An 11,754-nucleotide genomic window follows, 5' to 3' on the forward strand; every position below is an offset into this window, starting at 1 on the left:
CTGAACTGCGAAGATGATGTGGCCTGTGGATAACCCCCACAGGCCAATTTTTATCCACAGATGGCGCCTCGATGAGTGCTTTCGTCGAGGTGGCATGTGGGGCGGGGCGCTAGTGTGCGCATCGTGACGAATTTGCGGAATCGGCTGGCGGACTATCTGGAACCGATTGATCAAGACAAGCGCATGGCGGTGGACTTTTCCACGCGCCGGGCGGTGGTGACGCCGCGGGTGGCGATGGCTGCGTGCATTGTGATTGCGGTGTTGGCCTTGGGAGTAATCGCTGCGGTGGTGTGGCCGTCGACGCCGCAGGTGGAGATGCCTGCGGTGCAGGACGCGGCTGTCGCGGGGACGACACCGGAGACGACCGAAAACCCAGCGGAGACGCCAGCCGGTGCGGGAAAGGAGACTAACGCTCAGGCACAGATGGGGCCGTTGATTGTGTCGGTGGTGGGATTGGTTGTGAATCCAGGCGTGGTGGAGGTGCCAGTGGGTGCGCGGGTGGTGGAGGCAATTGAGCGTGCGGGTGGGCTTTTGCCGGAGGCTAATCCTGCCAGCGTGAACCTGGCGGCACCGTTGGTTGATGGTCAACAGATTGTGGTCGGGACAGAGGCGCTGCCAGCAGGAACGGCGGAGGGTGGTTCCGATGTTTCTGGCGGTTCTGGCGCCGGTGCTGCAGGCGGGGCTGGCCCGGGTGACTCTGACGGAAAGATCAACATCAACACCGCCACTGCTACGCAGCTGGAGGAACTGCCCGGGATTGGACCCGCAACAGCGACCAAAATCATTGACTTTCGTGAAAAGAACGGGCCTTTTGCGAGTATCGACGCACTTGAGGAGGTTCCGGGAATCGGCCCGGCGAAGGTAGAGGCTCTGCGCGATGCCGCCACCGTCTGACCTGCGCGCTCGTGCTGGGCTCGATGTGCGGCTAGTGCCAGCAGCGGTGTTGGCGTGGGCGACTGCGGTGGCAGTGATCATGCGCCCAGAATGGGCGATAGTTGTGGCACCGTGCGCGATCGTGACTGCGGTGGTGTTGCCGTGGGCGTGGCAGCGTTGGTCGTGGCGATGGGGAAGAGGTGCGGTGACCTCCTGCTGGCGAGCAATCGCCACTATCGTGGTGCCAGCTGTGGCGGTGGCCAGTGTTGCGGTGGCCACGCGAATCCGCATAGCGCAAGCCCGAGCCCACGAGCTCTATGACGACATTGGCGGGATGTCGAAAGTGCAATTGCGCCTCGTCACCGAGCCGAAAGCTACCGAGTTCGGGGCCAGCGCGAAGGCCCGCATCGAGGGCCTTCCGGGGCAGGTGTCGGTTTTCGGAGACGAGTCACTGTTGGCGGTCACGAGAGACGCCGTAGTTGAATCCACAGCCGGTATACGTGTGGCCAGCAAACCCTGCATTAGTGGTATCCAGCTGAATCTGCGTGGCGATGTTGAGGTCATCGCGCCACCGCAGGGGCTGGCAGCTCAGGTGCGCCAGCAGCTCTTTGACTCGGCGCAGAATCTTCCCGTTGGTCCCGACCGCCTGATTCCCGCCATGGCCATCGGCGATGAGCGCGGCTTTAGCCTCAACGACGGCGACATGATGACTGCCTCTGGGCTTTCACATCTATCAGCAGTCTCTGGAGCGAACGTTGCGCTTGTTATCGGGGCTGTTGTAGCCGTGTTCTCGTGGGCTGGACCGCGGGTGCGAGTCGCAGTCGCCGCATTTGCTCTATATGGCTTTGTAGCAATTGTGGGCACCGAACCGTCAGTGCTACGCGCAGTGGTCACCGGCTGCATTGGGCTGTTGGCGATTCTCGTAGGACGAGCTGGCCAGGCCATCGCGGCGCTGTCGGCTGGCATTATCGGGTTGATTCTCCTGGCACCCGACCTATCGGTATCAGTGGGCTTCGCCCTCTCGGTCGCAGCCACCGCCGGGTTAGTCCTTCTTGCCGAGCCCCTTGCCAGACGCCTGTCCGTCGCCACCGTTATGGGTACCTGGCCCGCCCCAGTAGTCCGCGCCGTCGCCGTGTCGATTGCCGCGCACGTGGTCACCATGCCCGTATTGGCGCTTCTCATCGGCGAAATTAGTCATGTCTCACTGCTTGCCAATCTCCTCGCCGCGCCCGCCGTCGCACCGGTTACTATCGCTGGTTCGCTCGCTGCCGTTGCGGCCGCACTGCATCTCAATTGGCTGGTCAGTGCGTTGCTCTGGTGTGCCGCGCCGTGCGCATGGTGGATTCATCAGGTCGCACGCCTCACTGCAGGAATCGTCGCGTCCGCCACTGGGGCGGTCACGTTGGTCGTTTCCTGCACTCTCACGTTCGTATGCTTGACGACGCTCTGGGCGTGGCCCCGTTTTGCGCTCCGCGCTGGGGCCTGTGCTGCTGTCTTGGCAGCCGGTAGTTATGCCGTTATTTGGGTGTTCGGCCTCGACATTGCGCGTGCCCCACAGGGGTGGAAGCTTGCAGCCTGTGCTGAGAAGAACCAGATCGTTCTTATTCACGCGGGCGCTGTCGGAGATCCCGTCACCCATGTGGCATCGGTTGGTTACCCTGCACCGACCTCGCTCAGCCGGCAGTGCCGAATTGCGCTCGGACTCACCGAGGGAGAGGCGGAGTACGTCCAGGTGCTCGATGACACCACCAATAACCCCACGACAGAAACCGTGGCGGTGGAGGCCCCGTCGTATGTCGCGCAAGCCATGAGCGGCCAACCGCTCCAATCGCACCACTCACCCCAGTGGTTTATCGCCCGCGAGTGTGGTCCGCACGTGCGAGAAATCGTAATGACACCCGACCACATTCCCGTGGTGTGCCCGCAGCGAGATGGCCCACAAGCCCTGTATTCCAATGGTGAAGTCTGGCGAGGAAGGTGAAATCCGGGCTGTCCCGTAGGCTAGAAACAACAGTCGCAGGAATCAACGCGGAAAAGAGGTCGGGATTGAGCGCCGTCGCACCCGTGAATTTGATTGTGGGCAAAGAGGAGCTGCTGAAAGACCGCGCCCGCCTCGCCATTGTCGCTGCCGTCCGCGCGCAGGCAGCAACGGAGTCCGATCCGGGTGGACGCTCGGTGCCTGTGACCACTATCCGTGCAGGGGACATGACCACTGTTGACGCGGTGGAGCTCTTCAGCCCCTCATTGTTTGGGGATGACCGGATCGTGGTTGTCACCGACTGCCAAGACGCCGGCAAAGAGCCTGCCAAGCTGTTGATGGATTCGGTTAAGGATCCCGCGCCGGGCATCACGTTGATTCTCCTTCACAGCGGTGAGGGACGTCAGAAAAAAATGGTCGCTGACCTGCGCAAATTGGGAGTCCGCTTCTTCGAGGCACAACCGCTCAAGAGAAACGACTTGCCCGGTTTCGTTGGTGAAGAGTTCGCCTCACACGGGGTCAAGGTGCGTCGCGACGTCATCGATACCGTCCTGGATGCGGTCGGTTCAGACCTCCGCGAACTGGCGACTGCCATTTCCCAGCTCTGCGCAGATACCGCGGGCAAGGTCACCTCGGAAGCAGTGCGCACTTACTACGGTGCTTCGGCGGAGGTTTCAGGCTTTGAGATTGCCGAGCTCGCACTGCGCGGTCGGGGTGGGGAAGCGTTGGCGAAGATGCGCCGTGCTTTGCAGCTGGGAATGGCACCGGCACTGCTGTCGGCTGCAATCACGGGAATGGTCGGTGATGTAGCTCGGCTCCACGGCGCACGTGGCGTTAATGCTCGCAGGGATGCCCACCGCTATGGCATGCCGCCGTGGAAGTTGGAGAAAACTCAGCGGTTGGCATCTGCCTGGTCAACCCCGGCGGTTGCTCGCGCTGTGGTTGTCGCGGCACAGCTGGATGCGGACACCAAGGGAGCCTCGTCGACTCCCGAGCTGTCGCTGGAACAGTCGGTGCTTCGTATCGCGGAGCTGGCCCATTCGTCCCATAGGCGTTAAAATTTCCGGGCTGCAAATGTGAAACTGTGCGAGTTTATGACACTTTCAAGCCATTTTTCAGGCCATTTTTGTCATAAACGTAGTCAGTAACTCGCATCGCCCCACCGCCGCCAGCCATAAACGCAGCCACTAACTCGCGTTGGGGTTAAATAATAAAAACCGCCTCCCGCCACATCCGAAATGAAATCGGAAAATAGCAGGAAGCGGTTAATTTCACGGCACAAGCGCCACAAGAACGGCACAGCGCCAAAAGGGAATTAGCCCTCCAGCTTGTTGAAAGCCTTAGCCATACCGGACTTCTTGTTAGCCGCAGTGTTGCGGTGGAAGACGCCCTTGGTGACAGCCTTGTCCAGCTTGCGGGAAGCAACGCGCAGCTGAGCCTCAGCAGCAGCCTTGTCGCCAGCCTCAACAGCAGCCTGGAACTTGCGGATCTCGGTGCGGACTGCAGAGCGGATAGCCTGGTTACGCAGGCGAGCCTTCTCGTTGGTCTTGTTGCGCTTGATCTGGGACTTGATGTTTGCCATCGTGAATACCTCTTGTATCCGTAGTAGTTGGAATTGCTACCGCCCGCCACCAAGAAAACTCCTGATCACAGTGCAAATTTCGGGGTCGAACCTCTGCTGGTCAAAACTCTTTAACCAGCGAGTTAAAACCACGCACTGCGCTTATACGACGATGAAAACGCGAACCCAAGGTCCTGCCCGCGCTCGCCGCAAAGGAACGCAACGGTAAACAACTTGCAGAATTCTAGCAAACAGCGCTGCCTAATACCAGCCACGTCCCAGTTACAGTCGCCGCCTAATTCCAGCCGTAGTCCCCGCGCAGCCGAGCAGCGATGAGTTCAAAGCGTCTACGGGGCATCATCGCACCTGCACGGCGAATGCCGGATTCCGGGATGAGCAAGATACGGTCCATGCGCACCCACGATGGCTTGGGGTTGTCATTCCAGAACCCGCTACCGATAAATAGCCACTCCGGATGCTCACTGTGCTCGGTGCGTGTGGAAATCAGCATGCCCAGAAGATACTGGTCGTGGCGGCCAACCACGACCACAGCGCGCTCACGCAAAGCGGCATTTTCACCTTCGAGCTGCAGCGGAATCCACACCACTTCGCCGGGGTCGGCCTGACCATCCATGTCGGGGCTGTAGACGATTGTGCGGGCCAGCTCCGCGGTCGGCCGTGCGATGGTCACCGAATCTCGCAGTCGAAGTAGGGCCTCCTTGGACTCGTCGGAAAGCGAGGTGTCCTGGGCGAGGCCTAGCTGCATGTTGAGCTTAGACAGCGCCTCGTCGAGTGTGTCGGGGCCGCGGAACCACTCGGTACCGGCGAAAAGACGCGCGCTGATGCGATTACGCAGGCGGCGCGGCCAGCTTTCGCGTTCATTTTGATCGGTGGACGAAGTGGAGCTCATGGAAACTAAGTCTAGAGGTTTAGTGCGGAGGGAATCGATAGGTAAGATTGTGCGTGATTGTATTTAAGCCCGGCTGGTCGGTTTTCGAGGCCGGCGCATATGGGTCGGCCAACGCCGCGCCCCAATGCCCATAACGTCTTTATTTTTCGGAGTAGACCCAACGTGACCAAGAATTTTGCGGAGCAGACTTTTACGGACCCCTCACGGATTCGAAATTTCTGCATTATTGCGCACATTGACCACGGTAAGTCCACCCTGGCGGACCGAATTCTGCAGCTCTCGGGCGTTGTTGAAGCACGCGATATGCGCGATCAGTACCTCGACAACATGGATATTGAGCGCGAGCGCGGCATCACCATTAAGGCTCAGAACGTGCGCCTGCCGTGGGTTCCGCGCACCGGCGAGCACGCGGGCGAAGAGATTGTCCTGCATCTGATTGATACGCCTGGTCACGTCGACTTCACCTACGAAGTCTCGCGTGCGCTAGAGGCGTGTGAAGGCGCGATTCTGCTTGTCGACGCTGCTCAGGGCATCGAAGCGCAGACGCTGGCCAACCTGTACCTGGCCATGGAAAACGACCTGGAGATCATTCCGGTTCTGAACAAGATTGACCTGCCGGCCGCGGATCCGGATAAGTACGCGGAGGAAATCGCGCACATCATCGGCTGTGAGCCGGAGGATGTCATGCGTGTGTCGGGCAAGACCGGTGAGGGCGTTGCGGAAATGCTCGACCGAGTCTGTGAGCTCGTCCCGGCACCGGTCGGCGATCCGGAGGCACCTGCTCGTGCGCTGATTTTTGACTCGGTCTACGACACCTACCGTGGTGTGGTCACGTACATCCGTGTTGTTGATGGGCAGCTCAAGCCGCGTGAAGTCATTCAGATGATGTCCACCGGAACTAAGCACGAGCTGTTGGAAATCGGCATCGTCTCGCCGCAGCCGAAGAAGTGTAAGGGCCTCGGCGTCGGCGAGGTCGGTTACCTCATCACCGGTGTGAAGGACGTCCGTCAGTCCAAGGTCGGTGACACCGTCACGCTGAACGCCACACCGGCGGAGGAGCCGCTGGAAGGCTACGCAGAGCCAAAGCCGATGGTCTACTCCGGTCTGTTCCCAATCTCTCAGCAGGACTATCCTGACCTGCGTGATGCGTTGGAAAAGCTCCAGCTTAACGACGCTTCGTTGACATTCGAACCTGAGACTTCGGTGGCCCTCGGATTCGGTTTCCGCGGGGGCTTCCTGGGCCTGTTGCACATGGAGATCACCCGCGCCCGACTGGAGCGCGAGTTCGACCTGGATCTCATTTCGACGGCCCCGAACGTTGTCTACCGCGTGGTCACTGAGGATGGCACCGAGGTCACTGTTCACAATCCGAGTGACTGGCCGGAGGGGAAGCTCCGCGAGATTTACGAGCCGATGGTTAAGTGCACCATCGTCGTGCCAAGCGAGTTCGTTGGCCCCACCATGGAGCTGTGCCAGCAGAAGCGCGGTGAGATGGGTGGTATGGACTACCTGTCTGAGGACCGCGTGGAACTGCGCTACAAGATGCCGCTGGGCGAGATTATCTTCGACTTCTTCGACATGCTGAAGTCCCGCACCAGGGGTTATGCTTCGCTGAACTACGAAGACGCCGGCGAGCAGATTGCGGATCTGGTCAAGGTGGACATCCTCTTGCAGGGCGAGGCCGTCGATGCGTTCTCCGCTATCGTCCACCGCGACAACGCGCAGTGGTACGGCAACAAGATGACCAAGAAGCTGCGTGAGCTAATCCCTCGCCAGCAGTTCGAGGTCCCAGTTCAGGCCGCAATCGGTTCGAAGATTATCGCCCGCGAGAACATCCGTGCACTGCGCAAGGACGTCCTTGCTAAGTGCTACGGCGGTGACATCTCCCGTAAGCGCAAGCTGCTGGAGAAGCAGAAGGCCGGTAAGAAGCGCATGAAGAACATCGGTTCGGTCTCGGTGCCGCAGGAGGCATTCGTGGCTGCGCTGTCCACCGATGAGGGCGGTAAGTAAAGGGGAAACTGCATGCCACGGAAGCGGAAGAAACTGGTCGAGGACTTCGAAGAGCTGCTCGAAGCCGGTGACATGGATGCGCTGAAGGCCGTCTATGACGCTTGCGCACTCAACGCAGTTTTCGGATACAGCAAGGACACTGCACTAGCGCTCCGTGGCACCCCGCCGGAGCTCATGCGCTGGCTAATCGACCAGGGAATCGACGTCAACACCGAGAACCGCTTCGGTAAAACCGCCCTGGCAGAGCACGCAAGCCGGGGCGATACCGACAAGATGAAAGTCCTGCTCGAATGCGGTGCTGACATCGAAGCTGGCAAACACTGGCCTCTATTCCAGGCAGCGAAGAGCCATCAGCCCAAGGCCATTGCGTTGCTGTTGGAAAATGGCGCTGACCTTCACCGCGAGAACCGCCTCGGTCACGGCCGGACAGCGTTCAAAGAGGCCGTCGCTACCGCCGATATCGATTCCCTCAGTCGAGTCCTAGCGAGTATCGAGGTGCTCCTGGACGCGGGTTCGGAAATCGACGACGAAGCTCGCGAAGAGTTCACTAAGTTCGGTCGCCGCTACAACCGCCTGTCAGACAAGCAGCGCGACAAGTACCAGCCAGTCATGGATCGACTATATGAGCGCATCGGTGCTGACCGCCCGCAGGAAATCACGCCTCACGACGGCCACAGCGACATTATTGTCCCCGCAGACAAGTCGATCAACGGCCAGTTCCGATACCTCTGGAACTACCTGGTGCCGGGTGGTGGCCCAGCCGCGACTGTGCAGGGCGAAGTTATCCGCATCGTGGGCCGGCTCGGGTACGAAGCGCTGGAGATGGGCTACGTCAACTGGGACGAAGACTATGCCAAGATGATCGACTTCTGGCTGGAGACGGTTGGGGCCGCCGAGGATGCCATGGCCGTCGTAAAGCAGCGCAAAGCTGGTGAGGCGGACATTGATGCGCTGACGGAGGCGACAATCGAGTGGGTTACAGAGCACCCGCAGCCGATTGCGTTGGGCGAGGTCCCGTACCGGCGCTAACTCCCAAGAAGCTAACCCCGGTTTGGTGTTAAAAATCTGTTAATGGTTAGCCACTGCATCAATCGGTAGTGTCAGCTGATATCTTTGATGGGTGGAATCCGTATACCTAACAGCAATACTGTTTTCGATTATCGGCGGACTCGGTGCGTCGTTGCTTCGGCTGCCGCCGCTGATTGGTTTCCTTGGGGCCGGTTTTGCCGTTCATGCAATGGGGCTTGAGGAAATCCCGTTCATTGATTCGCTGGCCGAGCTTGGTGTTACCACCTTGCTGTTCACAATCGGTCTGAAGCTAAATCCGAAGGATATCGTGGCGCCACGAGTGGTCTTTTCGGGGCTTGGCCACGCGTTTTTAAACACGGTAGTTTTTGCCGTGCTGTTCGGTGTCGCCAGTTTCTTGCCGCTGCGTGAGCTCACGGGACTGTCGGTGACCGCGCTAATTTACATCGGCATCGCGACTTCATTTTCGTCGACGGTGTTTGTGATGAGCCACTTGGAGGAGCAGAACCGCGGTGCTTCGGCCATCGGACGTATCGCGATTGGTGTACTCATTCTGCAGGACATCATTGCGGTCGGCGTGCTGGTGGCATCGTCGGGTAAGACCCCGGAGCTGTGGGCGCTGGCGCTGCCACTATTGTTCTTCATTCGCCCGCTGGCGGCGCGGCTTCCCAACCGCATGTTCCGCACTGAGCTGCTGGTTCTCACCGGTATTGGTATTGCAGTGGCTTCTTACTCGGCTTTCGAACTGGCAGGGCTCTCTGGCTCGCTGGGGTCCCTGGTCGCCGGTATTCTGCTGTCTTCGCACCCAATTTCTGACCGTCTGTCGGAAGCACTGATTAGTATTCGTGAGCTACTGTTGGTCGCGTTCTTTATCGAGATTGGTCTCGGTGGTCTGCCAAGCGCGGGCGGCTACGTCATCGCTGCGATTATGGTGCTGTTCCTGGTGCTCAAGGCCACTATCTTCATCTGGATTCTCAAGCGCATGGGACTGTCGCTGCGCACGAGTGCGCTGGCGGGGCTGACGTTGAGTAACTACTCGGAGTTCGGCCTAATTGTGATGGCGGCGGCGACGCAACAGGACATTCTGCCGGAAGAATGGACCTCGATTATGGCAGTCGCCGTGGCGGGTAGCTTCATTGCCAGCTCGCTGATGGCCCCGCACGAAGACAAGATTGTCAGCTTCCTGCAGAAGTTCGTCCCAGAAACCCCAGAGGACCGCCTGGTGCCAGAAGAGGCAAAGGTCATTATTGATAGCGCCGATGCTCTCATCATGGGTATGGGGCGAGTCGGCGTTGGTGTCTACGGCAGGTTGGTCAACGAGTACGGCATGAACGTCTTCGGTGTCGACTTCGACGAGGATCGCATCGAAGAACTGCGCGAGAAGGGCTACCAGGTCATCCCAGGCGATGTGACAGACCCAGAGCTCTGGCACCACATCGAGCTGGAGAAGAAACCAGCGCTGTACGTGTTGGCGCTGTCTGAGCACGCTGAGACCTACGCGATGATTCAGAACATCCGTAAGCAGGACACCGAAGCCGTGGTTGCTACCACCACTAAGGTGCAGAGGTTTAAGGATCAGCTTCTCAACGTTGGTGCCGACATGGCCGTCTACCTCTACGACGGTGCTGGCGAGGAGCTCGCCGACCGTGCAGTGGAGACGCTTAAGCAGCGGTCTTAGTCGCATCCGTTAAATACGGCAAACAACAAGCCAGCCGATTCGTTCGGCGATAAGCTGATTTCATGTCAGTCACCCAAAACCAGATGCCCGCGAGTCCTATTCGATCCAGTCGCAGTGCGATGTTTCGGATGACCGCGGGCCTTGCTGTTGTCATGCTCGGAACTCTCGTCGGCTGCTCATCTTCAGATTCCGAAGATGCCGCCGCATCACAAAGCAACAATGATCAGAGTGAGGTACAGTCGCAATCGACGTCGGCAAGCGAGGGCGATAATCCGAAGATGCCGTCGCCGACGAAGGGGACAAGCGTCGACAGCATCGGATTTGATGAAAGCGCCTACCAGAAAATTGACGTTCAGCGGTTTAGCCAGAACGGAATCAAGGCGTTCTACGTCACGCTAGACGGGAAAAAGAGCGAGTGTTTCTACTCAGACGGCGCGGTGACGTGCATCGGTAAGGCTGATTCGTCGATTCCCGACGTGGAGGTTCCGCCGTTCCCACCACAGTCGCCGGGCGCAATCATGCTGAATACTTCAGGTGCCGCGTACACGCTCGTCGAAGGGGTACCGCCGGCTCAGGAAGAGCTTGACGACGGCCAATGGACGAGCTTCGGCACCGCTGCGTGTGCGAAGACGGATGCGAACAAGCTGGTGTGCCAGTCGGATAACGCGGCCTTTACCATCGAAGGCAAGGACAAGAATATTCGCACCTCCGGCAAGGTTTTCGATTCCGCCGAGGAACTCATGGCCCAGGGGAGTGAGCCGGCGAGGGGCTACAGTCAGGGCACGGATGCACTTGTTCAGGGGCCGATGATGTGCGGTGCCATGGAGGGCCATCGTCTGGCGGAAGTGGTCAAGGGTGAGATGACCTGCGCTGAGGCCATGGATGTGTTGGATCGGTACGACGCAATCAAGGACACTGAGGGCGGTGGCAACACCCTGACCGCTCAAGTAGGGGACTGGACCTGTAGCTCTCCGACGGCGGCGAGGTCTGAGGAGTTGGGAGCGGTAACGGTGTGTGAGGACCCGGAGCATGGCTTGGAAGTCCGTGACCCCGTGATGGGCTAGCAGGGTTACCGCGGCTAACAGCATTTTCAAATAAGCCTAAGCTGGAACTATGACTGATTTATATCTCGTGCGGCACGGTGAAACTGAGTGGTCGCGCACTGGGCAGCACACATCGGTAACTGATCTTCCGCTGACTGACAACGGTCGGGAAGAAGCCAAGGCCCTCAACGGCTGGCTGGATCCGAAGGACTTTGGGCTAGTGCTGGCATCACCCCGTCAGCGCGCCCAGGAGACCGCTCGATTGGCGGGGTTCCACGACTTCGAGGTCGAAGAGGATCTCGCGGAATGGTTCTATGGCGACTACGAGGGGATTACCTCGAAGGAAGTGCAAAAGACCGTTCCCGATTGGCAGATTTGGACTCACGGTGTGCCCAATGGCGAAACCGCGGAAGAAGTCCGTGAGCGCGTTGAACGTGTAGTCAAAAGGGTTCGTGAATCGGGTGAAGACAAGGCGATTTTGTTCGCCCACGGTCACTCGCTGCGTGCGCTCACAACGGCTTGGTTGGAACTGCCCATTGAACTGGGCCAGTCCTTCCCCTTGAATACCGCATCCCTGTCCGTGCTTGGTCGCTACCATGACCGGCCTGCGGTTCTGCGCTGGAATCTCTCGCGGGGGCTGTAGCGGCGTTGTAGCAGGTCCTCGGTAAAATCGCC

Annotated in this window: 10 protein-coding genes; 8 read left to right on the top strand and 2 right to left on the bottom strand. The window is 59.3% G+C overall.

What is annotated here, in order from left to right; all coding sequences use genetic code 11:
• The first annotated feature begins 123 nt into the window (after window positions 1-123).
• From AB1Z34_RS04780 to holA, 3 genes are read left to right on the top strand one after another with little or no spacing between them, the layout of a single operon-like run.
• Complete coding sequence (locus AB1Z34_RS04780; RefSeq protein WP_246819673.1) at window positions 124-894, top strand: ComEA family DNA-binding protein; 771 nt, start codon at window positions 124-126, stop codon at window positions 892-894.
• Window positions 878-2,854 carry a ComEC/Rec2 family competence protein gene (locus AB1Z34_RS04785; RefSeq protein WP_187400557.1) on the top strand — a complete coding sequence of 659 codons (1,977 nt, stop codon included), beginning with the start codon at window positions 878-880 and terminating at the stop codon, window positions 2,852-2,854. The genes AB1Z34_RS04780 and AB1Z34_RS04785 overlap by 17 nt, the downstream gene beginning before the upstream one ends.
• A complete protein-coding gene (holA, locus tag AB1Z34_RS04790; RefSeq protein ID WP_005511539.1) occupies window positions 2,851-3,909 on the top strand; it encodes a DNA polymerase III subunit delta in 1,059 nt (352 codons plus the stop codon). Before AB1Z34_RS04785 ends, holA begins: the two co-directional genes overlap by 4 nt.
• A 257-nt stretch (window positions 3,910-4,166) precedes the next feature.
• On the opposite strand, the gene rpsT is transcribed toward holA, so the two are convergent.
• Together rpsT and AB1Z34_RS04800 are read right to left on the bottom strand one after the other, a co-directional pair.
• Complete coding sequence (gene rpsT, locus AB1Z34_RS04795; RefSeq protein ID WP_016422323.1) at window positions 4,167-4,433, bottom strand: 30S ribosomal protein S20; 267 nt, start codon at window positions 4,431-4,433, stop codon at window positions 4,167-4,169.
• Window positions 4,434-4,707: 274 nt separating this feature from the next.
• Window positions 4,708-5,322, bottom strand: coding sequence for a type II toxin-antitoxin system PemK/MazF family toxin (locus AB1Z34_RS04800; protein WP_187400556.1), 615 nt, complete (start codon window positions 5,320-5,322; stop codon window positions 4,708-4,710).
• A gap of 162 nt (window positions 5,323-5,484) precedes the next feature.
• Between AB1Z34_RS04800 and lepA the strand changes: the two genes are divergently transcribed.
• The 5 genes from lepA to AB1Z34_RS04825 all read left to right on the top strand — a co-directional run bounded on the left by lepA (window position 5,485) and on the right by AB1Z34_RS04825 (window position 11,722).
• Window positions 5,485-7,332, top strand: coding sequence for a translation elongation factor 4 (lepA, locus tag AB1Z34_RS04805; RefSeq protein ID WP_070429490.1), 1,848 nt, complete (start codon window positions 5,485-5,487; stop codon window positions 7,330-7,332).
• Window positions 7,333-7,344: 12 nt separating this feature from the next.
• Window positions 7,345-8,361, top strand: coding sequence for an ankyrin repeat domain-containing protein (locus tag AB1Z34_RS04810; protein ID WP_038628151.1), 1,017 nt, complete (start codon window positions 7,345-7,347; stop codon window positions 8,359-8,361).
• Window positions 8,362-8,452: 91 nt separating this feature from the next.
• Window positions 8,453-10,036, top strand: coding sequence for a cation:proton antiporter (locus AB1Z34_RS04815; RefSeq protein WP_367157987.1), 1,584 nt, complete (start codon window positions 8,453-8,455; stop codon window positions 10,034-10,036).
• A 128-nt stretch (window positions 10,037-10,164) separates the two neighbouring features.
• Window positions 10,165-11,100, top strand: a complete 936-nt coding sequence (locus tag AB1Z34_RS04820; RefSeq protein ID WP_224786603.1) for a hypothetical protein — start codon at window positions 10,165-10,167, stop codon at window positions 11,098-11,100.
• 49 nt (window positions 11,101-11,149) lie between these two features.
• The gene (locus tag AB1Z34_RS04825; protein WP_049189288.1) at window positions 11,150-11,722 is read left to right on the top strand and encodes a histidine phosphatase family protein; all 573 of its coding nucleotides are present in this window, start codon (window positions 11,150-11,152) and stop codon (window positions 11,720-11,722) included.
• The last annotated feature ends 32 nt before the right edge of the window (window positions 11,723-11,754 follow it).

The sequence above is a fragment of the Corynebacterium sp. 045007 genome, from assembly GCF_040743205.1.
GTDB lineage: Bacteria > Actinomycetota > Actinomycetes > Mycobacteriales > Mycobacteriaceae > Corynebacterium > Corynebacterium jeikeium_D.